This is a genomic window from Thioalkalivibrio sp. HL-Eb18, from assembly GCF_000364985.1.
Classification (GTDB): Bacteria; Pseudomonadota; Gammaproteobacteria; order Ectothiorhodospirales; family Ectothiorhodospiraceae; genus Thioalkalivibrio.
Window position 1 is genome coordinate 54,029 of record NZ_KB822970.1, and the last position, 21,913, is coordinate 75,941.

Sequence of the window (21,913 nt, forward strand, 5' to 3'; positions counted from 1 at the left end):
CCGTCGGTCCCGTTTCGTCGTACACTCCGCGACGGCCATACCGGCGCGCACATCCACTCTACACAATAGGCCATTGTCGCCCCGAATCCCCAGCCGAGATGCCTGATACTTCCGCAGCCAATACCGCGCATCCGCCGCTTGGCCTGGTTCTGGCCGGCGGACAGGGTCGGCGCATGGGCGGGCGCAACAAGGGCTGGGTGGAGTATCGGGGCCGCCCGCTGGTGGAACAGGTGATCGAACGTCTCGCGCCGCAAGTGGGCTCCATCGTGATCAGCGCCAACACCGATATCGACCGTTATCGCGCGCTAGGGTTTCCCTGTCTGCCGGATACCCGTCCGGACTACCCGGGACCGCTGGCCGGGATCGCCGCGGCATGGGCGCACTACCCCGGACACACCCTGCTCAGTGTCCCGGTGGATGCCCCGCACCTGCCGCTCGACCTGTCCGAACGACTGGGTCAGGCGCTGGACACCGGTGACGCCCCGGCCGCGATCGCCCACGACGGCGAACGGCTGCAACCGCTATTCGCCCTGCTCAGACCCGACCTGGCCGCGCGCCTGGAGACGGATCTCGCACATGGCCCACTCGCAGTTGGCCGCTGGTTTCGCGATATCGGCGCCACGGTGGTCGACTTCTCCGACCAGCCCGGCGCCTTCGCCAACCTGAATACGCCCGAGGACCTGGTCGGCTGAACACCCCCTCCCGCTGCCGCCGGTTATCGCTATACTCGGGCGTGCATAACGCAAGCCAACGACCATGACGCCACACCCGTTCAATCTGCCGCGCGTCGGCTTTGCCGCCTGGAGCGGCAGCGGCAAGACGACCCTGCTCAAGGCGGTGATCCCCGCCCTGCGCGCCCGCGGCCAGCGCCCGGCCGTGATCAAGCATGCCCATCACGCCTTCGACGTGGACACCCCCGGCAAGGACAGCTACGAGCTGCGCCACGCCGGCGCGGACCAGATGCTGGTCGCCTCCTGCCGACGCTATGCCCTGATGGTGGAGACCCCGGAGACCGACGATGGCCGCGTACCGGACCTGGACATGCTCTGCTCGCGCCTGGACCCGGAGCGCGCGGACCTGATCCTGGTCGAGGGCTTCAAGCAGGCCGACCTGCCGAAGATCGAGGTCCACCGCCCAGCCATCGGCAAGCCGCCGCTGTACCCGGAGATTCCCGGCGTGATCGCAGTCGCGACCGATGCCGCCGAGCTGGACTTTGACGGTCCGCTGCTACCGGTCAACGACCCCGATGCGGTCGCGCGCTTCATCATCGACTATTGCAACCTGAACCCCTGACCCGGAGACGCCGAGCGCCATGTCCGTGCCCAGCTGCGACGAGTTCGACCCCAACGCCCTGACCCTGGAACAGGCACGCGCGGCCATCCTGCAGGCCTGCGACGCACTGACCGAATCCGAGACCGTACCGCTGGAATCCGCGCTGGGGCGCACCCTGGCCGAGCCGGTCGCCGCCCGCATCGACGTCCCGCCGGCCGCCGTCTCCGCGATGGATGGCTATGCCCTGCGCGCCGACGATGCCGTCGCGGGGCGCGAGCTGATGCTGGCCGGGACCTCGGCCGCCGGGCACCCCTGGAATGGCCGCGTGGAACCGGGCCAGTGTGTGCGCATCCTGACCGGCGCCGTGGTCCCGGACGGCGCCGATGTCGTAATCATGCAAGAACAGGTCGAGCGCGTCGGCGCGGCCGGGATCCGCCTGAACAACGGCGGCCTGGCGCCCGGGCACAACATCCGCGGCCCCGGCAGCGACACGGCCAGCGGTACCGCTCTGTTCGACAAGGGGCAGGTCATTGGCGCCGCCGAGATCGGCGTACTGGCCAGCCAGGGGATCGCCGAACTGCGAGTGCTGCGCAAGCCGCGGGTCGCATTCTTCTCCACCGGCGACGAGCTGGTACCGCTGGGCGAGCCGCTGGATCCCGGTCAGATCCACGACTCCAACCGCCACACGCTGCGCGCGCTGCTCGCCGCCTATCCGGTCGAGGCACTCGACTACGGCGTGATCCGCGATACCGAGGCGGCCGTGCGGGAGGCGCTGGAACGCGCCGGGCAGGAGGCGGACCTGATCATCACCACCGGCGGGGTCTCGGTGGGCGATGCCGACCACGTGACCCGCGTGCTGCAGGCCTCGGGCCAGGTCGGCTTCTGGAAGATCGCGATCAAGCCCGGCCGTCCGCTGGCCTTTGGCCGTTTCGGCAATGCCCACTTCCTGGGTCTGCCGGGCAACCCGGTCGCGGTGATGACCACCTTCGCCCTGCTGGTACGCCCCGCCCTGCAGGCCCTGTCCGGACGCGACACCACACCGCCGCAGACCATCAGCGCGCGTCTGGTGGAGGACCTGCACAAGACCCCCGGGCGCAAGGACTTCCAGCGGGCAGTGCTCGCCACCGACGATCGTGGATGGACCGTGCGCTCGGCCGGTGGCCAGAGTTCGCATCAGCTGCGCGCAATGAGCGAGGCCAATGCCTACATCGTGCTGCCACGCGAATCCGACGGGGCGCGCGTGGGTGAATGGGTGGAGGTGCTCCCGTTCCGGGAGATTTTCTGATCACCCCCTCCATCGGGGATGCCAACAGGGTCCCTCTTTAGACAGGGTCCCTCTTTAGAAAGCAGGCTTATTCGCGAGGCGGGGCGGACTCGGCCATCGCGGCAAACTCCCGCTCCAGCAAGGCCTCATCGCCCAGATTGAGCTCGACCAGGCGGCGCAGGTGCGTCGCCGATTCCAGCGGCATCGCCTCGATCTCGAGCCCCAGCCACAGACCCTCCTGCCAGCGCACGCGCCCCTCGAAGGTGATGCGCGCCTCCTCGGACAGCGGGATATCCAGCGTCACCAAGGCGTCCGGCGCGACCGCCGGAATCCGGGATCCCTCGACCAGCACACCGCGCAGCGAGATATCCTCGACACGCACGGGACACTCCCCGTTCGCATGGACCAGGGTGGCCGGAAACTCCAGAGGGATACGTTGAAACCGTCGCTGCATACAGGAAGACTACGCGCTCCTTGCCCGTTCCACCAACCCGTGCCCCGAGCCCGACCCTGCCCATGAGCCAAGACCCGAAGAACATTGAAGGCCTGCCCGCCGGCCTGCTGCGCCGCTTCGGCGCGATCCTCTACGACGCCCTGCTGCTGATCGCGATCTGGATGGTGCTGGGCATGATCGTGGTGGCGCTGGGCAACCTGACCGGCTGGTACTCCACCCGCGCGCATTTCATCGCCAACCTGTTCGTCGGCTGGGCCTTCTTTTTCTGGTTCTGGACGCGTACCGGGCAGACCCTGGGCCTGCAAACGTGGAACATCCAGCTGCGCACCGAGCATGGCCAGCCGGTCAACGCCTGGCAGGCCACGCTGCGCTATCTGGTGGCGGCCGCCCAGTGGCTGGTGGTGCTGATGGCGATCTGGGCGGTGCGCGAACACGGCGCCGTGGCAACCGTGGCGGTCACCGCCGCGGCAATCTTCGCGCTGGGGCTGTCGCAGTTCCATCCGCGGCGCTGGATGCTGCACGACTGGCTGTCCGGTACCGAGCTGGTACGCATTCCGGGCCTGGCCAAGCCGCGCTGGAAAAAGGACAAGGCGGCCTGAACCGACGCCGCCTGGGGCCCCGGAGCCCGCAGGGTCCTTTACATCAGGGGGCAAGCCACAGGCCGAGATCCTCCAGCCCTTCGGCGATTTGTTCCGCCATTTGCTGATAGCCGGCCGCGTTCGGGTGGATGCGATCCGCGCGCAGGTCGCCGTTCGAGAGCACCCCTGACAGCACCCCGTCGATTAGCGGGACCTCCTCCTCGCGCGCCAGCTCGCCATAGATATCGTCGTCGCGCAGGCGCCCCGTCGCGGCCGCAAAGGCCGAGGCCGAGGGCACACCAAGCAACAGGGGCTGGGCGCCATGCTCGCGCACCTCGTGGATCAGGGCCCGCAGGTCCTCCTTGACCGACGACGCGGCGCGCTGGCGCAGGAAGTCATTGCCGCCGAGGCCGATAATCACCAGGTCGGGCTCGTGCTCGCGCAAGCTGGGGCCCAGTCGGTCGCGCGCGCTGTCCGCCCGGTCGCCGGGCACGCCGTCGTTCACCACCTGCCAGCCAGTGATCTCGGCCAGCCGTGCCGGAAAATCCTCCCCGCGCGAGGCACCCGTCCCGTGGGTCACGCTGTCCCCGAACGCCAGCACGGTGGCCGCGCGCGGCAGCGGCTCCAGGTCACCGGGGCCACTGCCACCGCAGCCGGCGAGCAGCGCCAGCAGCCCCGCCATCCCGCCTGCCAGAAACCGCCGTCGCGAACAAACGATCACGCCCGCACCGCCATGCGTCGCAGCGCGAACAGCGCGATGGCCAGAAACAGCAACACCGGCAGGCTGGCCGCCAGCAGCGGCGGCAGGTTGTACACCAGCCCCAGGTGAGTGATCGCGCGCATCACGATCACGAACGAGACCCCGATCGCGATCCCGATAAACAGGCGCTGGCCGGCGCCGCCCTCGCGCTGCGAGCCGAACAGAAACGGGATCGCCAGCAGCAGCATCACGAAGGTGCTCGCCGGCAGGGTGAAGCGCTGCCAGAAGGCGACCTCGTACGGGGCCGCATCCAGCTGGTTCTCGCGCAGGTAGTCGATGTAGCGAGACAGATCGAGCGCAGCCATCTGGCTCGGCTCGACCACCAGCACGTCGAAATACTCGGGCGCGATCAGGCGGTCGATCGTCTCCTCCGCGCGATGCTCGGCGACCACGCGGTCATGCGACAGGAGCGAACGCTCCACGTCTTCCAGGCGCCAGTCACCATCGACAAACCGGGCCCGTGCCGCACGGGTAATCCAGCTCGGCTCGCGGTCACCGGTGAACTCGATGATGCGCACACCCACGAGCTGATTCCCGGCCAGCACCGACTCGGCGTGGATCATCCGCTGCCCATCGCGCGCCCAAAGCCCCATGGAGCCCACACTGATTTCCTCGTCGAAGGCCGAGGCCTTCAGCGCCTGGGCGCGCGTCTCCGAGGCCGGGGCAAAGAATTCGCCGATAATCAGCATCACCATCACCACCACCAGCCCCGCCTGCAGCACCCAGACGATAAACCGACCCAGCGTCATGCCGGCCGCCCGCATCGCCGTCAACTCGCTGTTGGCCGCGAGGTTGCCCAGCCACAACAACCCGCCGACCAGAGCGGCCGGAGGCAGCATCTCGTACATCCGCCGCGGCAGGGTCAGCGCCACGTAGAGCATGGCCTCGGTGACCCCGTAGTTGCCGGCCCCGGTGTCGCGCAGCTCGTCGATCATCGCGAACACCGCATCCAGCGCGACCAGCAGCACAACGGCCAGTGTGGTGCCGATCAGCACCTGGCGGATGACATAGCGCCCCAGCACGGTAGTCATGAGGCCCCTCCACCGTCCTGCAACCGGGGCGTGGCCGGGCGCAGCCGCAACAGGCCCTTGTGCCAGGCCAGCACCACCCACAGCACGAGCATCAGGCCATGGGTCCACCACAGCCCCAGGGCCAGCGGCGTGCGGCCGTCGGCCAGCTGCCCCTGCCCGAGGATCAGGAAGTTCGCGTACAGCACGTACACACCGATCGCGGCCGGGATGCGTGCGTAGCGCCCGGTGCGGGGTGGCACCTGCGCCAGCGGCAGCGCAAGTAATGCCAGCACCAGGATTGACAGCGGCATCGCCAGACGCCATTCCAGCTCGGCGCGCGCCTCGGGATCATCGCGCTGCGCCCACAACGCGGAGGTCGGCAGCGCATCCAGGCTGGCGCGCCGCGTGGTTGGGTCGGGCTCGGTAATCTGGGTGCGCAGGCGCTCGAACTCCAGCATGCGGAAGCTCGCGGTGCCGGGCTCGCCGACATAGCGGTAGCCATTCTCCAGCAGCAGGAAGCCACTGCCCTCGGCCTCGGGATCGGGCACCGCGCGCTCGGCCACGGTGATCTGCGACTCGCCGTCCACCTCGCGATAGATGAAGACCTCCAGCAAGGCCTCGCGATCCGCGCTCATGCGCTCGGCGAAAAAGACCTGATCGCCCACCCGCGAGCGCAGGAATCGCCCCGGGGCGATCCCCACCAGGTCGGAGCGCTGTTCGGCCAGGTCGCGCAGCTGGTCAATCTGCGCCTCGGTCCGCGGCACGACCATGGTCATCAGCACCAGCAGCAGGATCGCGGCCGGGGCGGCGACCCAGAACAGTGCACGGTACAGCGCGGCGAACGACATCCCGCTGGCCTGCAACGCGGTCATCTCGCTGTCACGCTGCATGCGCCCGAACACCAGCATGAACGCCAGAAACAGCGCCACCGGCCAGAGAAAGACGATGCCCTTGAACGCCCCGAACGCGACCATGCCGGGGAGGAAGTCGACCGGCAGTCTGCCCTCGGCGACGTCGCGCAGCACCCGCGCCAGCACACCGCCGATAATGACCAGCAGCAACACCACGCTCACCGCGGCCTGGGTCAGCCACAGCTCGCGGGCGATGAAGCGCTCGGCGCGCCGCAGGATCACGCGCGCATCACCCCGCGTCGGACGCGACGCGTGGTCGGGCGCCACTCGGCGCTGGTAACATGCTCGGACTCATTTTCGGGAGGCATTCATGCAATTCTCCGTCACCACCTCGACCCTCGACAAACCCCGCGCCGGCATCCGCGCCGCCGGGATTAATCACAAGCGCAAGCCGGCCGCGGGTGCCACGGCGCTGGATGCCGCGCGCGACGGCGAGATCACCGCCCTGCTGAAGGCCGGCGAGATGGATGGCGAGGCCGGCAGCCGGCTGCTGCTCCCCGGCAGTGGAAGCAAGGGTAGCGCACTCCTGATCGGCCTGGGCGCGAAAAAGGACTTCGACGCCCGCGCCGCGCGCAAGGCGGCGCAAACCCTGGCGAGCGCGCTGGTCGAACGCCCGGCCACCAGCGCGGCGATCGCGGTCGCGGACTTCCAGCCGCGCGGCAAGGACATCGCCTGGGTGGTGCACACCCTGGTCGCGGCGATCTCGGACGCCGCCTACCGCTTCACCCCGTTCAAGGGCAAGGAGAAGACGACCCCGGTGAAGCTGGACAAGATCCAGCTATGCGTGGAACGCAAGGATGCCGAGTCCGCCAAGAACGCCTGCACCGAGGCCGCGGCCATCGCCACCGGCGTAAACCGCGCGAAGGACCTGGGCAACACCCCGCCGAATGTCTGCTACCCGGAGAGCCTGGCCGAAACGGCCCGCGAAATGGCGAAACAGCACAAGAAGCTGAAGGCCACGGTACTGGACGAGAAGGACCTGGAGAAGCTCGGGGCCGGGGCCATCCTGGCGGTGGGCAAGGGTTCCGAGCGCCCGCCGCGCCTGATCGCGATGGAGTACTCCGGCGGCAAGAAGGGCGATGCCCCGGTGGTGCTGGTCGGCAAGGGCATCACCTTCGACACCGGGGGGATCTCGCTCAAGCCCGGTGCCGAGATGGACGAGATGAAGTACGACATGTGCGGCGCGGCCAGCGTGTTCGGGGTGATCGAGGCCTGCTGCGAGCTGGGGTTGCCGGTCAACGTGGTCGGCGTGGTCACCAGCGCGGAGAACATGCCCGACGGCCGCGCAACGCGCCCCGGCGACATCGTCACCACCCTGTCCGGGCAGACGGTGGAGATCCTGAACACCGACGCCGAGGGCCGCCTGGTGCTGGCCGATGCACTGACCTGGGTGGAGCGCTACAAGCCGAAGGCGGTGATCGACATTGCCACCCTGACTGGCGCCTGCATCGTCGCGCTGGGCCACCAGGGCGCGGCCGTGCTCGGCAACAACGAGCGCCTGGCGAAGGCGTTGCTGGCCGCCGGTGAAGAGACCGGGGATCGCGGCTGGCAGCTCCCGCTGTGGCCGGAATACCAGGAGCAGTTGAAGAGCAATTTCGCCGACATGGCCAATATCGGCGGGCGCCCGGCCGGCACCATCACCGCCGCCTGCTTCCTGTCGCGCTATACCGAGGACTACACCTGGGCGCATGTCGACATCGCCGGCGTGGCCTGGAAAAGCGGCAAGGAGAAGGGCGCGACCGGCCGCCCGGTACCGATGCTGATGCGCTACCTGCTCGATCAGGCCTGATCCGGGTCGGGCGCGGATGACCCACGTCAGCTTCTACCTGCTGCAGGACCCGGCCCCGGAGGCGCGGCTGCGCTTCACCTGCCGCCTGGCGAAAAAGGCCAGCGGCCAGGGGCATCGCGTGCACATCCACACCGGCTCGCCGGAGCTGACCCGCACCCTGGACGAGTGGCTGTGGACCTTCGAGGACACTACCTTCCTGCCGCACAGCACCGACGTGCGCAACACCGACGTGCCGGTCTCCCTGCACGAGGCCCATGCCCCTTCGGATCGCTGCGACGTGCTGATCAATCTGGCGGCCGACGTGCCGGAATACTGCGGCCGCTTCGAGCGCGTCGCCGACATCGTCGGCGGCGAGGAGTCGGAGCGCGAGGCCGGCCGCGCCCGCTACCGCTACTTCAAGGAACGCGGCTACCCACTGAAGCACCACAACATCTGACACGCACCACGCCAGGGAAACACGGACTCTTCAGGCCTTGTGCCAGATCAGCACCTGGTTGTTGACCGGCATCTCCACGACCTCGGCCCGGCCGAGACTATGCTGCCCGGCCAGCGCGTCCAGATCGGCGCGGTCGCGCACGCCCATGCCCGGGTCCTGCTGACGCAGCATCGCGTCGAAACGGGCATTGGACGACGCCGTGTGCGTGCCGTCATGCGCGAACGGGCCGTACAGCGCAAAAATGCCGCCCGGCGCCAGCACCCGCCCCACGCCAGCAAAAAAGACCTCGACCGCCGGCCAGTGCATGATGTGCACGGTATTCGCGCTGTAAACGTAGTCGAAAGGCCCCTCGGGCCAGGGGTCGGCAAGCACGTCCAGCGCCACCGGCACCCGCAGATTCGGCAGCGCCGCGTCCGCGCGCCAGGCCTCCACCCCCGGGAGATTCTCCGCGACATCGCTCGGGAGCCAGTCAAGGTGTGGCAGGGCGCCGGCGAAGTACGCCGCGTGCTGCCCCGTTCCCGCCCCGACCTCCAGCACACGCCCCGGTGCGGCAAAACGCTCGCGCAACACGGACAGGATGGGGTCGCGGTTTTCCTCCGCGGCTGGGGCGTACGGCTTGTGTCGGGACATCATCTCTCCTGCATACGATTTCGGGTCATTCTGGACGCACCCGGGGCGGACTGCCATGATCGAGGGACATCCTGAACACAGGCCCGCCCCATGTCGCACCCCCGCTGGTTTGCCTGGCCCCGAGTCCTGATCGTTTCCCTGGCGCTCACCCTCGCGCTCGCCGCCAGTGACGCGCTCGCCCGCGAAGTCGATCCGGAGGCACTGGAACGCGTGCTGCCGGTGGAACTGGCGACGGTCGGCATGGACGCCCAGACCGGCGCTCCGATCGCCCTGCTGCGCGACCCCGACTCCGGCGAGGTGGTACCGATCGTGATCGGCCCCGACCAGGCGCAGGCCATCCTGCTGGCGATGCACGAGGTCCAGCTGTCGCGTCCGCAGACGCACGACCTGATGATCGACCTGCTGGAGGAACTGGACGCGACCCTGGAGCGCGTGATCGTCGACGGCCTGGTCGACGGCACCTACCTTGGCTGGCTGGAGCTGCGCGTGGAAGGCGAGGACGAACCGCGCTATATCGACACCCGCCCCAGTGACGGCCTGGCCCTGGCCGTGCGCACCGGTGCCACGATTGCAGTCTCGCCCGACGTCCTCGAGGCCGACGTGCCGTTCGAGTTCAGTCCACCCGGCGACGACGAGGTGGTGACCGCACTCGGTATCACCGTAATCGCGGTGCGCGACGACCTGCGCGATGCGCTGGAACTGCCGGATGAACCCGGCGTGCTGGTCAGCCGTGCCCAGGGCGCGGCCGCAGCCGCCGGCCTGGCGCAGGGCGCACTGATCCTGGAGGTGAACGGGCAAACCCCCGAGACCCCAATCGAGTTTCTGGATGCGGTCTCCGCGACCCCGGATGGCGAAGAGGCGGAAATCCGCTTCTGGCTGGACGGCGAGGAACAGACCATCACCCTGCCCACCGACGTCCCGCAGATCGAGGAGTCGGACGACGCGCTGGCCGTATAGCGGATCGGGCCCGGAAAGGGGTCAGTCGGCAGTCGGCAGCCGCTGGCGCAGCCAGTCCAGCGTCGCGCCCGTGGCCGCGTCCGGCTGCCCGCCCTCGCCGCGCAGGGCCTGCAGGGCCTCGCCGGCCAGCTGCTTGCCAAGCTCCACGCCCCACTGGTCGAAGGCATTGATGCCCCAAAGGGTCGCGAGCACATAGATCTTGTGCTCGTACAGCGCGATCAGGGCCCCAAGTGTGGCCGGATCGAGCTGCTCCAGCAGGATCACGGTGCTGGGCCGGTTGCCCGGGAAGGTCCGGTGCGGGGCCAGGGCATCGACCTGCTCCGGGGCGATCCCGGCTGCGGCCATCTCCGCGCGCACCGTGTCCTCATCCTTGCCCAGCGCCAGGGCCTGCGCCTGCGCCACCAGGTTCGCCAGCAGCAGCGGGTGCTGGGCCGGCAGGTCGTGTTCCGGCCGGGCCACGCCGATGAATTCCGCCGGGATCACCCGCGTGCCCTGATGCAGCAGCTGGAAGAAGGCGTGCTGGCCATCGGTTCCAACCGCCCCCCAGACGATGCTGCCGGTCTCCTCCTCCACCGGGCGGCCATCCAGACGCACCCGCTTGCCGAGACTCTCCATCTCTGCCTGCTGCAGATAGGCGGGCAGCAGGGCCAGGCGCTCGTCATAGGGCAGGACCGCGCGGGCGCAGGCCCCCAGCAGGTTCTGGTTCCAGTAGTCGACCAGGGCCATGCGCACGGCGACATTGTCGGCGAGGGTCGTGTCGCGCACGTGCTCGTCCATCCTATGCGCCCCGCCGAGGAAGGCGCGGAAGCCATCCATGCCCAGAAGCAGCGCCACCGGCAGACCGATCACCGACCACACCGAATAGCGCCCGCCAACCCAGTCCCAGAAGCCGAACATGTTGGCCGGGTCGATCCCGAACGCCACCACTCGCTCGCGCGCGGTGGACACCGCGACGAAGTGGCGGGCGACCGCCTGCTCGGGAAAGCGGCCGAGCAGCCAGTCGCGCGCGGCGCGGGCATTGGTCAGGGTCTCCTGCGTGCCGAAGGTCTTGGAGGCGACGATGAACAGGGTCGTCTCGGGGTCGGCCTCGCGCAACTCGGCGGACAGCGCGGCGCCATCCACGTTGGAGACAAAGCGCACGATGAGCGGATCGCCCGCGGTGGTCGGACGGGCATGTGCGGCCAGGGCACGGCAGACCATCCGCGGCCCCAGGTCGGAGCCGCCGATGCCGATATTGATCACGCGCCGGATCGGCCGGCCGGTATGGCCCGTGTGTTCGCCCGCGTGAACCCGGCGCACGAAGGTCTCCATGCGCTCGAGTTCCGCGTGCACCACCCGCGCCAGGTCCTCGCCCGCGACCTCGCAGCGAGCGCCGGGTGGCAGGCGCAGCGCCGTGTGGAGAGCCGCACGGTCCTCGGTGATGTTCACGCGCTCGCCCGCGAACAGGCGTTCCAGGGCCCCGGCCACACCGCAGTGATCCGCATGCGCTGTCAGGGCCTGCCAGGCCGGGCCGTCCAGCCGCTGGCGGGTCCAGTCCAGGCGCAGCCCCGCGATCTCCTGCACATCCCGCTGCACGCGGCCCGAGTCTTCTTCCAGCAGGTTTCGCAGGGGGCGCTCGTTCAGCCGCCCTGCATGTGCAGCCAGATCATTACTCCGTGCCGCTTCGTTCCCTGAGATCATCCGTGTGCCCCTCGCGATGGTGACTCCAGATTGCAGCGCGCCGCCCGTCCGTTCAATGCCCAGGCGCGCGTTGTCGCCCGTCCCGTTCCATATCGCTCCGGGCGCGTGCGTTACACTCTTGGAAACACAGCCGGGGCTCCCGGTTCCACCCTTGTTTCCCCAGGGAACTGTTATGCGCATCCTTTTCGCCAGTAGCGAGGCGTACGGCCTGACCAAGACCGGGGGCCTCGCCGACGTCAGCGCCAGCCTGCCCGTCGCCCTGCGCCGGCGTCGACAGGATGTGCGGCTGGTCGTGCCCGGCTATCCGGAGGCCTGCAGCCAGCTGGCCCACGCGCAAGCCTTGCCCGGCCCGCCGGATGCGCCCTGGCAGCTGATCGAAGGCCACCTGCCCGGCACCAAACTGCCGGTCTACCTGGTCGACTGGCCGGAGTACTTCCAGCGGGCCGGCAACCCCTACAGCGCCAGCAATGGCATGGACTGGCCGGACAACGCCCAGCGTTTCGCCGGGTTCGCGCGGGCGATCACCGCCATCGCCCGCGACGAGGCCGGGCTCGACTGGGCACCGGAACTGGTGCACCTGAACGACTGGCAGACCGGCCTGGTGCCCGTGTTCCTGGACCCCGAGCGCAGTGGCGCCCCGCGCCCGCGCACGATCTTCACGATCCACAACCTCGCCTATCAGGGCCTGTTCCCGGCGCAGGCGATGGACGATCTTGGGCTGCCGCCCGATCTGTGGGCCCCAGACGCCCTGGAGTTCCACGGTCAGTTGTCGTTCATGAAGGCCGGACTGGTCTTCGCCGACGCCATCACCACCGTATCGCCCACCTACGCCCGCGAGATCCAGGAGCCGGAATCGGGCATGGGCCTGGACGGCGTGCTGCGCGCCCGCGCCGACGACCTCTACGGCATCCTGAATGGGGTCGACTACCGCGCCTGGGATCCCTCCCGCGATCGCCACATTGCTCAGACGTACTCGTCGGAGGACCTGGCCGGCAAGGCCCAATGCAAGGCCGCCCTGCAAAAGCGCATGGGGCTGGATGTGGATCCGGACGTGCCCATCCTCGGCCATGTCGGGCGCATGGTCGAGCAAAAGGGCGTGGACCTGATCCATGCGGCCTGCACCCCGTTGCTGGAGACTGGCCGTGTGCAGCTCGCCCTGGTCGGCTCCGGACAGAAGGACCTGGAACATGCGACCGGCGCACTGGCCCGGACCTACACCGGCCGCGTCGGGGTGCATATCGGCTACGACGAGCCGCTGGCGCACCAGATCGAGGCCGGATCCGACCTGTTCCTGATGCCCTCGCGCTTTGAGCCCTGCGGCCTGAACCAGATGTACAGCCTGCGCTACGGCACCCCGCCGGTGGTGCATGCCACGGGCGGGCTGGCGGACACCGTTGTGGACGCCAGCCCCGAAAACCTGGCCGACGGCACGGCCACCGGTTTCAGTTTCACGCCCGATACGGTCAGCGCCCTGACACAGGCCCTGGAACGCGCCCTCGAGCTGTACCAGCAGCGCGCCGACGGGCGCTGGGAACAGCTCCTGCGCACCGGCATGAGCCAGGAATTCGACTGGACCGCCAGTGCCGAGCACTACCTCTCGCTGTATCGCCAACTGGTTCCCCGCAGGCGACAGGCTACGACCGGCTGATCTGCGCTATAATCATCCTCTTTTCGCGCTAGCAACGTTCCCCACAAGGCCGGCCCATGGGCCGGCCTTGTGCGTGCAGAAGGGCTTATGACTCAAACCGACCTAGACGACCGATTCCTGCCCAAGGACAAGGAACTGCGCGCCCGCGTGCGCCTGTTCGGCGAACTGCTGGGTAACGTCATTCGCAAGCTGGAAGGCCAGACCGTATTCGACGCGGTGGAAAAGCTCCGCCGCGGTTTCGTGAGCCTGCGCAAGGACGAAGATCCCCAGCTGCGCCAGCGTCTGATGGCGGACATCACCCATTTTGACGCCGCCCTGACCGAACGCGTAATCCGCGCGTTCAGCATCTACTTCAGCCTGGTCAACATCGCCGAGGAAGACCTGTTCTACCGCTGGCGGCGCGCGCAGGTCTCCAGCGGAGAACCGCTGTGGACCGGTTCGTTCGACCAGACGCTGCGCGAATTGCACAACGAGGGCGTGACCGCCGCCGAACTGGAACGCCTGCTCGCGGAACTGCACTACCAGCCGGTGTTCACCGCGCACCCCACCGAGGCCCGTCGCCGGACCACGATGGAGAACCAGCGCCGTGTGTTCGAGACGGCCGACCGGCTCAACCAGCCCGAGCTGGGCGAGGAAGAGCGCCGCCTGATCATCGAGGAGCTGGAGACCCAGATCCAGCTACTGTGGCGCACCAACGAGGTGCGGGTGAAAAAGCCGCAGGTCCAGGACGAGATCAAGTACGGGCTGTTCTATTTCGAGGAGAGCCTGTTCGAGGCGATACCGCAGTCCTACCGCTTCCTGGAGAAGGCCATCCGGCGCATCTACGGGGTACACCCCGACGGCAGCCTGCCCGTGCGCATCCCGGCCTTTCTGCACTTCGGCTCCTGGATCGGCGGGGACCGCGACGGCAACCCGAACGTCACCCCGGAAGTCACCGAACTGGCCTGTCGCCTGGCGATGGAACAGGTCCTGCGCGAATACATCAAGCGGGTCAACCACCTGCGCAATGTCCTCACCCACTCGGCCTACATGTGCCAACCGTCGCAGGAATTCCTCGACAGCCTGGACGCCGACAGCAACATCGCCAACGCCGTGTTCCACGGCGCCTCCGACCGTTTCGAGAGCGAGCCGTACCGGCGCAAGCTGTACATCATGCGCTACCGCCTGCGCGAGACGCTGGAGACGGTCTGCCGGCGCATCCAGGGCGAAGCGGCCGTGCTGCCGACCAACAGCGCCTACGCCGACGCCGATGCCTTTCTGCAGGACCTGAACCTGATCCGCGACTCGCTGATCAGCCATGGCGACCGCAACATCGCCTCCGGCGCGCTGACCGACCTGATCCGCCTGGTCGAGACCTGCGGCTTCCACCTGCATCACCTGGATGTGCGCCAGGAGTCCACGGTCCATGGCGAGGCCGTCGCCCAGCTGCTGCAGCAACTGGCCCCGGAGGTCGACTACAACACGCTGGACGAGTCCGACCGTCAGAAGGTCCTGAGCGATCTGATCGCGGCACCGGCGCTGGCCGATCTGAATCGCGAGGCCCTCGACGAGGGCGCGCTGGAGACCCTGCGCGTATTCGAGGTCATCCAGGCGATGCGCCGCGAGATCGGTCCGGACGGCATCGGCACCTATGTGATCTCGATGACCCATGCCGCCTCGCATGTGCTGGAGGTCCTGCTGCTGGGCCGTCTGGCGGGGCTGGCCGGCGAAGACGAGAGCGGCGAGCCGTTCTGCCACCTGCGCATCTCGCCACTGTTCGAGACCATCGAGGACCTGCTGCACGTCGAGGATGTGCTGGAGGGCCTGCTGTCCAACCCGGTCTATGCCCGCCTGCTGGCGGCCTCCGGCAACGTCCAGGACGTGATGCTCGGCTACTCCGACTCCTGCAAGGATGGCGGCATCCTCGCCTCCAGCTGGAACCTTTACGAGGCGCAGAAGAAGATCGTCGGGATCACCGACCGCTTTGGCGTGCGCTGCCAGCTGTTCCACGGGCGCGGCGGCACCGTGGGCCGCGGTGGCGGCCCGACCCATGAGTCCATCCTCGCCCAGCCCCCGGCCACCGTGCAGGGGCGGATCAAGTTCACCGAGCAGGGCGAGGTACTGTCGTACAAGTACTCCAATGCAGAGACCGCGGTCTACGAACTGGGCATGGGGGCGACCGGTCTGATGCTCGCCTCGCGCAGCCTGATCCGCCCGGCACGCCAGGACCGTGACGAATACCGCGCCACGATGGACGAGCTGGCCCGTGCCGGCGAGGATGCCTACCGCGACCTGATCGACCGCACACCGGGGATTCTCGACTACTTCTACGAGATCACCCCGGTGCAGGAGATCGGTTTCCTGAACATCGGCTCGCGGCCCTCGCACCGGCGCAAGACGGACCGTTCCAAGAGCTCGATACGGGCGATCCCCTGGGTGTTCGGCTGGGCGCAGTCGCGCCATACCCTGCCCGCCTGGTACGGGATCGGATCGGCGCTGGAGCAGTGGCGGGGCGAGGATCCGGCACGCCTGGAACAGCTGCAGCGGATGTACCAGGAGTGGCCGTTCTTCCGGTCCCTGCTGTCAAACTGCCAGATGGCGCTGACCAAGGCCGACATGCGCACCGCGGCCGAGTACGCGCGCCTTTGCAGCGATCCGGCACTGGCCGAGCGCCTGTACTCGCGCGTACGCGAGGAACACACGCGCACGGTCAACGAGGTCCTGCGCGTCGCCCGGCTGGACAACCTGATGGACGAGACGCCGCTGCTGGCGCGCTCGCTGCAACGGCGCAACCCGTATCTGGACCCGCTCAACAGCATCCAGATCCACCTGCTGCGCGAGTCGCGTCAGTTCGATGCCCAGGCCGACGATGACGCGGACAACCCCTGGCTGTCGCCACTGCTGCGCTCGATCAACGCGATCGCCGCCGGGATGCGCAACACGGGCTGAACACAGTCATCCGCCCCCGCGCTGGACCGGGGGGCGGTGCGCACCGCCTTGCGTTAGAATCGCGGCATGCGCCTGCTGCTGCTCATCGTTGCCATCGTCGCTGTCTTTCTGGCGGTCCGCACCCTGGTGCGCTCCACCAGCGCACGCAAGGAGTCCGTCTCGCGTGACACCCGCCCCGAACGCCTGAAGGAAGGCGGCGCGGTGATTCGTTGCGCCTACTGTGGCGTACACGTCCCGGAGGCCGAGGCCCACCGCGATGGCGATCGCCTCTACTGCTCCCCGCAACACGCCGAGATCGACCGCAACCGGCAGAACGCCGGGCCCGGTTCCGACTCGGGCGCCGACTGATCCAGCGGGAGGTCGGCATCCATGGGGGGCCCCATCGCGCTTGATGCCGACACGCGCCGCTCGGCCTGGCTGTTCGCGCTCTACCGGGTCTTTGTCGCCAGCGTCCTGCTGATCCTGGGGCTGGTGCCCGAGGGCCCCGTGGGGCTGCAAGCCGTGGCACCGGAGATGTATCCCGCGCTCGCCGGTGGCTATCTGGTCTTTGCGCTGTTCGTCGCGGCGATGACCTGGCGCCCGGCCCGCGACCCCAACACGACCAGTCTGGCGGCTCTCGCGCTACTGGGCGGGATTGGCGACACCATCAGCCTGGTCGCGCTGGTCCTGGTCGCAGGCGGCGTGGGCACCGGCATCGGCCTGTTGCTGATCCCCGCGGTGGTGGCCGCCACCCTGCTCTCCGGAGGACGGCTGAGCCTGTCGCTGGCAGCCGTGGCCACCCTGGGCCTGCTAACGGCCGAGGCAGCCGCGATTGTTCTGCTGGACCAGGACGGCTCGGGCCTGACCCAGGCCGGGCTGCTCGGCGCCACGCTATTCGCCGCCGGGCTTCTCGCCCGGCATGTCGCACGCCGGGCCGGGGCGACCCGCGCCCAGGTCGAGCGACAGGAAGAGGACCTGGCCAACCTCGCCGAACTCAACGCCCAGATCATCGCGCGGATGAGCGCCGGCGTCATCGCGGTCGACCCGGATGGCGAGATCCGTTCGATCAACGAGGCCGCGCGCCGCCTGCTCCCGCCTCGCCCCGGCCGCCAACTGGCCGCGATCTCGCCCGCGCTGGCCCAGCGGGTCGAGCAATGGCAAAGCACGGGGATGCGCACGGACACGCAACAGCTGCCGGGGGATCGTGACCAGCCCGCCCTGCAGGTCCGCCTGACCCCCCTGGGCGACCGCGGGACACTCCTGATCCTTGAGGATCTCGCGGAGATCCAGCGCCAGGCACAGGCCAGCAAGCTGCAGGCGCTCGGCCGCCTGACCGCGAGTATCGCCCACGAGATCCGCAATCCGCTGGGCGCGATCAGCCACAGTGCCCAGTTGCTCGCCGAGTCACCCCAGCTGACCCGGCCCGACCAACGCCTGCTGACCATCATCAACAAGCAGAGCAAGCGCGTGAACGAGCTGATCTCCAACGTGCTGAGCCTGTCGCGACGCGATACCGGGCAACGCGAGCGGCTGAACCTGCAGGAGTTTCTCGACCGCTTCGTCGACGAGTTCTGCGGCGCCCTGCAGATCCCGCGCGTCGCACTGCACGCCAGGGTCGAGCCGTATGATTCCGAAGTGCTGTTCGACCCGTCGCAGCTGAATCAGGTCCTGTGGAACCTGTGCACCAATGCCCGCATACACGGGGGCCACGACCAGCCGGGCGCACCGCCGATCGTGCTGCGTGGCGGCGCCGGCCAGGTCGCCCGGGTAGTCAGTCTCGATATCCTCGACGCAGGACCCGGCATTGCGCCGGATCAGCGCTCCGACCTGTTCGAACCGTTTGTCTCGAGCAGCGGCGGGGGTTCCGGGCTGGGCCTGTACATCTCGCGCATGTTGTGCGAGAACAACGGGGCAACCCTGGAGTACGTCAGCACACCCACCGGCGGGTGCTTCCGCATCCTGTTCGCCCCGACCGAAACAGTCGCGGGCAATAGCAGCACGGAAGCATCGTCGACGGACCCCGCGAGGGAACGCGCATGAGCATTCGCCACGTCCTGGTCGTGGACGACGAACCGGACATCTGCGAACTCCTCGAGATCACCCTCTCCCGCATGGGGATCGAGGCCACCACGACGGAACACCTGAACGGGGCGCGCGAACTGCTCGCCGCGCGGGACTTTGACCTCTGTCTGACCGACATGCGCCTGCCCGATGGCGACGGGCTGGACCTCGTGCGCCACATCCAGGGTCAGCGCCCGGACCTTCCGGTGGCCGTGATCACGGCCCACGGGAGTGTGGACACCGCTGTCCAGGCCCTCAAGCTGGGCGCATTCGACTTTGTCAGCAAGCCGGTGGACCTGCAGCAGCTGCGCGAGCTGATTGACACCGCACTGCGAATGGAACCCGCCCCCGACCTGCCCGGCGCGCTGAATACCGACACGGTCCCGGACGCCGAAACCACCCGCATCGACAGCCCCCTGCTCGGTCAGGCCCCGCCGATGCAGACCCTGCGAGCGACGATCCAGAAGCTGGCGCGCAGCCAGGCACCGGTGTTCATCCGTGGCGAATCCGGCTCCGGCAAGGAGCTGGTGGCACGCGAGATCCATCGCCTGGGGCCGCGCAGTGATCGCCCATTTGTGCCGGTCAATTGCGCGGCAATCCCCGGCGAGCTGATGGAGAGCGAGTTCTTCGGCCACCGCAAGGGGGCCTTCACCGGGGCCACGCAGGATCACACCGGGCTGTTCCAGGCCGCCAGCGGCGGCACGCTGTTTCTCGACGAGGTCGCCGACCTGCCGCTGCCCATGCAGGTCAAGCTGCTGCGCGCGATCCAGGAACGCGCGATCAAGCCGGTCGGGGGCACGCGCGAGATCCCGGTGGACGTGCGCCTTTTGTCGGCCACCCACCACGACCTGGAGCGCGCGGTGGCCGAGGGGCGCTTCCGCCAGGACCTCTACTACCGCCTGAACGTGATCGAACTGAAGGTCCCTGCGCTACGTGAACGACGCGAGGACATCCCGGTGCTGGCCCAGTGCGTGCTGGCACGGATCAGCGAGCAGTGGGGTACCGAACCGCTGGAACTGGCGCCGGACGCACTCGAGGTTCTCGCCCGGCATCCCTTCCCGGGGAACGTGCGCGAACTGGAGAACATCCTCGAACGCGCGGCCACCCTCAGCGAGGGCCCCACGATACACGCCGACAGCATTGACCTGCCCCGTTCCGCACATGGCGAACCCTTGCCATCGGCCGAGGCCCCGGGCTTTGTACCACCCCCGCCCCGGCGCGAGATACCGACGGCCACGGCGGACGACGTCGCCCTGGACCAGCGCCTGGCCGAGCAGGAACGCCAGGCCATCGCCACGGCGCTGCAGCAGACCGGCGGCAACCGCACGGCGGCGGCGCGCCTGCTTGGGCTCAGCTTTCGCCAGCTGCGCTATCGGCTCAAGAAGCTCGGGATCGAGTAAAAGGGACAGATCAGGCGCGGCGCGGCGGCGGGTCGGGGATTCTCGCCAGCCACTGTTCGAGCTCGAACAGCGGGAGGCCGACCACGTTGGTATAGGAACCCGCGATCCACTCGACAAAGGCGGCACCGCGCCCCTGGATCGCATAGGCCCCGGCCTTGCCGCGGGGCTCGCCCGTCGCCCAGTAGTGCTCGATGTCGGATGGCGTCAGCGGCCGCATGCGCACACGGGTCGTCACAGTGCGCGCCCGCATGGATTCACCGGGGCGGCCCAGCGCCATGCCGGACACCACCCGGTGCTCCCCGCCGGAAAGGCGCTGCAGCATGGCCGCGGCGTCGGCAAAAGCCGCGGGCTTTCCCAGGGCCTCGCCGCCCACCGCGACTACGGTATCCGCGGCCAGCACCCACTGCCCCGGGGCGCTGCGTTCGAGGGCCGCCTCGGCCTTGGCGATGGCGAGGCGCTCGACCAGCACCTCTGGTGACTCGCCCGGCCGCGGGGTCTCGTCCACATCCATCGGGGCTACTTCGAAGACGAGCTGGATCTGCTCCAGCAGCTCGCGGCGGCGCGGGGAGGCGGAGGCCAGTAACAGCGGATGAGCCACGGGCGTCACGCGCGATGGTAGGGGTGGTTGTTCAGCAGCGACCAGGCACGGTAGATCTGCTCGGCGACCAGTACCCGCACCAGCATGTGCGGGAAGGTCAGCGGCGACAGCGACCAGGCCCATTCCGCGCGGGCGCGCACGGCCTCATCCAGCCCCGCGGCCCCGCCGATCACCAGTGCGACATCGCGCCCGTCCTGCTGCCAGTCCGCCAGGCGCCGCGCGACGCCCTTCGTGTCCACACCCTTGCCGCGCTCGTCCAGCAGGATCACGCGGGCGCCCTCGGGGATGGCCTTCAGCAGGATCTCGCCCTCACGCCGCAGCAGCGTGGCCGTATCCATGGACTTGGCCCCGGAGGGGCCGGCCAGGCCCTGCAGGTTCAGGTTCAGCTCGCGCGGCAGGCGACCGGCGTATTCGTCGAAACCGGCCGCCACCCAGTCGGGCATGCGCTTGCCGATCGCGATCAGGTCCAGGCGCATGGCGGCGCGCCCCGGTCAGCCGCGCAGGCGGCGGACGCGCTCCAGGCTGGGGTCTTCCGGGGCGGCCTTTTCGGTATCCGCGGCCTCCTCGGCCAGCCAGAGCTTTTCCAGGTTGTAGAAGTCGCGGGTTTCCGGGAGCATCACGTGGACGATCACGTCGTTCAGGTCCACCAGCACCCACTCCTGGCTCTCCTGGCCCTCGACCCCCAACGGCTGGATGCCGGCCTTCTTCGCCTCGAGTGCGACCGATTCGGCCGCCGACTGCACATGCCGCCCGGAGGTCCCGGAGGCGATCACCATGTAGTCGGCCAGTGTGGTCTTGCCGCGCACATCGATGGTGCGAATGTTCTGCGCCTTGATGTCTTCCAGCGCGGTGGTCACGAGTTCAAGCAGTTGTTCGCTGTTCATGTATCGATCAGGTTCCGTGATGTCGTTGGACCCCGGCCCGGTACAGGCCGTGGTCCTGAATGTAGCGGTTAACGGCCCCAGGGAGCAGAAAGCGCGGGCTGCGCCCGGCGCGCAACTCGTCGCGGATGGCCGTGGCGGAGATATCGAGCTGGGTCACCGCCTGGAAGTACACCCGGCCCGCCGGGCTGGAACGCAGCGCGGCCGAGTCATGCGTGGCCGCATTGCCCAGCCAGCCGCCCAGTTCCTGCGAGGCCGGACTGCCCGGGCGATGCGAGACCACGATATGGGCCAGATCGAACAGCTGTTCCCAGCGGTTCCACGACGGCAGACCGGCGAAGGCATCCATGCCCATGATCAGCACCAGCGGGGTCTCCGGCCCCAGCTCCTCGCGAAAGCTCAGCAGGGTATCGACCGTATAGGAGGGCCCTTCGCGATCCAGCTCGCGGCGGTCGGCCACGAAGCCCGGCACATGGCGGACCGCCTGTTCCACCATCGCCAGGCGGTCAGCGCTGCCGGTGCCCGGGCTCGTGCGATGCGGCGGGACATGACAGGGGACGAAACGCACCTGATCGAGCCCCAGATGCTGCTGGATCTCCAGAGCCGGGCGCAGGTGGCCGAAGTGGATCGGGTCGAAGGTGCCGCCGAGAATCCCGATCACGCGGGAATCGCCCCAG

At 68.7% G+C, this 21,913-nt stretch carries 22 protein-coding genes; 12 read left to right on the forward strand and 10 right to left on the reverse strand.

The window, feature by feature from the left end; genetic code table 11:
• Window positions 1-98 precede the first annotated feature (98 nt).
• The 3 genes from mobA to glp all read left to right on the forward strand — a co-directional run bounded on the left by mobA (window position 99) and on the right by glp (window position 2,557).
• Window positions 99-692, forward strand: a complete 594-nt coding sequence (gene mobA, locus F813_RS0109340; RefSeq protein ID WP_038060130.1) for a molybdenum cofactor guanylyltransferase MobA — start codon at window positions 99-101, stop codon at window positions 690-692.
• Window positions 693-756: 64 nt separating this feature from the next.
• Entirely contained in the window at window positions 757-1,293 is a 537-nt protein-coding gene (gene mobB / locus F813_RS0109345; RefSeq protein ID WP_017926350.1) for a molybdopterin-guanine dinucleotide biosynthesis protein B, read from the forward strand.
• A 19-nt stretch (window positions 1,294-1,312) separates the two neighbouring features.
• Window positions 1,313-2,557, forward strand: coding sequence for a gephyrin-like molybdotransferase Glp (glp, locus tag F813_RS0109350; protein WP_017926351.1), 1,245 nt, complete (start codon window positions 1,313-1,315; stop codon window positions 2,555-2,557).
• Window positions 2,558-2,624: 67 nt separating this feature from the next.
• Here the strand turns inward: glp and F813_RS0109355 are convergent, their stop codons facing one another.
• Entirely contained in the window at window positions 2,625-2,990 is a 366-nt protein-coding gene (locus F813_RS0109355; protein WP_017926352.1) for a PilZ domain-containing protein, read from the reverse strand.
• A 62-nt stretch (window positions 2,991-3,052) separates the two neighbouring features.
• Here F813_RS0109355 and F813_RS0109360 point away from each other — a divergent pair, with 62 nt between their 5' ends.
• On the forward strand, window positions 3,053-3,589 hold the full coding sequence (locus F813_RS0109360) for an RDD family protein (RefSeq protein WP_017926353.1): 537 nt from the start codon (window positions 3,053-3,055) through the stop codon (window positions 3,587-3,589).
• Between the two features lie 43 nt (window positions 3,590-3,632).
• Here the strand turns inward: F813_RS0109360 and F813_RS0109365 are convergent, their stop codons facing one another.
• From F813_RS0109365 to lptF, 3 genes are read right to left on the reverse strand one after another with little or no spacing between them, the layout of a single operon-like run.
• Window positions 3,633-4,250, reverse strand: a complete 618-nt coding sequence (locus F813_RS0109365; RefSeq protein WP_017926354.1) for a GDSL-type esterase/lipase family protein — start codon at window positions 4,248-4,250, stop codon at window positions 3,633-3,635.
• A 35-nt stretch (window positions 4,251-4,285) separates the two neighbouring features.
• Window positions 4,286-5,359 carry an LPS export ABC transporter permease LptG gene (lptG, locus tag F813_RS0109370; RefSeq protein ID WP_017926355.1) on the reverse strand — a complete coding sequence of 358 codons (1,074 nt, stop codon included), beginning with the start codon at window positions 5,357-5,359 and terminating at the stop codon, window positions 4,286-4,288.
• Window positions 5,356-6,471 (reverse strand): LPS export ABC transporter permease LptF, encoded by a 1,116-nt coding sequence (lptF, locus tag F813_RS0109375; RefSeq protein ID WP_026148237.1) that lies wholly within the window; start codon window positions 6,469-6,471, stop codon window positions 5,356-5,358. Before lptF ends, lptG begins: the two co-directional genes overlap by 4 nt.
• A gap of 88 nt (window positions 6,472-6,559) precedes the next feature.
• Here lptF and F813_RS0109380 point away from each other — a divergent pair, with 88 nt between their 5' ends.
• Window positions 6,560-8,038 (forward strand): leucyl aminopeptidase, encoded by a 1,479-nt coding sequence (locus tag F813_RS0109380; protein WP_017926357.1) that lies wholly within the window; start codon window positions 6,560-6,562, stop codon window positions 8,036-8,038.
• Window positions 8,039-8,054: 16 nt separating this feature from the next.
• Complete coding sequence (locus tag F813_RS0109385; protein WP_012983479.1) at window positions 8,055-8,474, forward strand: DNA polymerase III subunit chi; 420 nt, start codon at window positions 8,055-8,057, stop codon at window positions 8,472-8,474.
• Window positions 8,475-8,504: 30 nt separating this feature from the next.
• Here F813_RS0109385 and F813_RS0109390 read toward each other — a convergent pair whose 3' ends face one another.
• Window positions 8,505-9,104: a DUF938 domain-containing protein gene (locus F813_RS0109390; protein WP_017926358.1), complete on the reverse strand. Its 600-nt coding sequence runs from the start codon at window positions 9,102-9,104 to the stop codon at window positions 8,505-8,507.
• 90 nt (window positions 9,105-9,194) lie between these two features.
• Between F813_RS0109390 and F813_RS0109395 the strand changes: the two genes are divergently transcribed.
• The gene (locus tag F813_RS0109395) at window positions 9,195-10,061 is read left to right on the forward strand and encodes a bifunctional nuclease domain-containing protein (protein ID WP_017926359.1); all 867 of its coding nucleotides are present in this window, start codon (window positions 9,195-9,197) and stop codon (window positions 10,059-10,061) included.
• A gap of 21 nt (window positions 10,062-10,082) precedes the next feature.
• Here F813_RS0109395 and pgi read toward each other — a convergent pair whose 3' ends face one another.
• A complete protein-coding gene (gene pgi, locus F813_RS0109400; protein ID WP_017926360.1) occupies window positions 10,083-11,741 on the reverse strand; it encodes a glucose-6-phosphate isomerase in 1,659 nt (552 codons plus the stop codon).
• Window positions 11,742-11,913: 172 nt separating this feature from the next.
• On the opposite strand from pgi, the gene glgA reads away from it, so the two are divergent.
• From glgA to F813_RS0109425, 5 genes are all read left to right on the forward strand, one after another.
• Window positions 11,914-13,389 carry a glycogen synthase GlgA gene (gene glgA / locus F813_RS0109405; protein ID WP_017926361.1) on the forward strand — a complete coding sequence of 492 codons (1,476 nt, stop codon included), beginning with the start codon at window positions 11,914-11,916 and terminating at the stop codon, window positions 13,387-13,389.
• 87 nt (window positions 13,390-13,476) lie between these two features.
• Window positions 13,477-16,317, forward strand: coding sequence for a phosphoenolpyruvate carboxylase (gene ppc / locus F813_RS0109410; protein WP_017926362.1), 2,841 nt, complete (start codon window positions 13,477-13,479; stop codon window positions 16,315-16,317).
• Between the two features lie 66 nt (window positions 16,318-16,383).
• Window positions 16,384-16,665, forward strand: a complete 282-nt coding sequence (locus F813_RS0109415) for a PP0621 family protein (RefSeq protein WP_012983485.1) — start codon at window positions 16,384-16,386, stop codon at window positions 16,663-16,665.
• 21 nt (window positions 16,666-16,686) lie between these two features.
• On the forward strand, window positions 16,687-18,336 hold the full coding sequence (locus tag F813_RS0109420; protein ID WP_012983486.1) for a PAS domain-containing sensor histidine kinase: 1,650 nt from the start codon (window positions 16,687-16,689) through the stop codon (window positions 18,334-18,336).
• Entirely contained in the window at window positions 18,333-19,757 is a 1,425-nt protein-coding gene (locus F813_RS0109425; RefSeq protein WP_012983487.1) for a sigma-54 dependent transcriptional regulator, read from the forward strand. The genes F813_RS0109420 and F813_RS0109425 overlap by 4 nt, the downstream gene beginning before the upstream one ends.
• Window positions 19,758-19,767: 10 nt before the next feature.
• Here F813_RS0109425 and F813_RS0109430 read toward each other — a convergent pair whose 3' ends face one another.
• Genes F813_RS0109430 through nadD form a run of 4 tightly spaced genes read right to left on the reverse strand, consistent with a single transcriptional unit; the run spans window position 19,768 to window position 21,897 of the window.
• The gene (locus F813_RS0109430; protein ID WP_012983488.1) at window positions 19,768-20,364 is read right to left on the reverse strand and encodes a nucleoside triphosphate pyrophosphatase; all 597 of its coding nucleotides are present in this window, start codon (window positions 20,362-20,364) and stop codon (window positions 19,768-19,770) included.
• Window positions 20,361-20,831, reverse strand: coding sequence for a 23S rRNA (pseudouridine(1915)-N(3))-methyltransferase RlmH (rlmH, locus tag F813_RS0109435; RefSeq protein WP_012983489.1), 471 nt, complete (start codon window positions 20,829-20,831; stop codon window positions 20,361-20,363). Before rlmH ends, F813_RS0109430 begins: the two co-directional genes overlap by 4 nt.
• 15 nt (window positions 20,832-20,846) lie before the next feature.
• A complete protein-coding gene (gene rsfS, locus F813_RS0109440) occupies window positions 20,847-21,239 on the reverse strand; it encodes a ribosome silencing factor (protein WP_012983490.1) in 393 nt (130 codons plus the stop codon).
• 7 nt (window positions 21,240-21,246) lie between these two features.
• Window positions 21,247-21,897 carry a nicotinate-nucleotide adenylyltransferase gene (nadD, locus tag F813_RS0109445; protein ID WP_017926364.1) on the reverse strand — a complete coding sequence of 217 codons (651 nt, stop codon included), beginning with the start codon at window positions 21,895-21,897 and terminating at the stop codon, window positions 21,247-21,249.
• Window positions 21,898-21,913 lie beyond the last annotated feature (16 nt).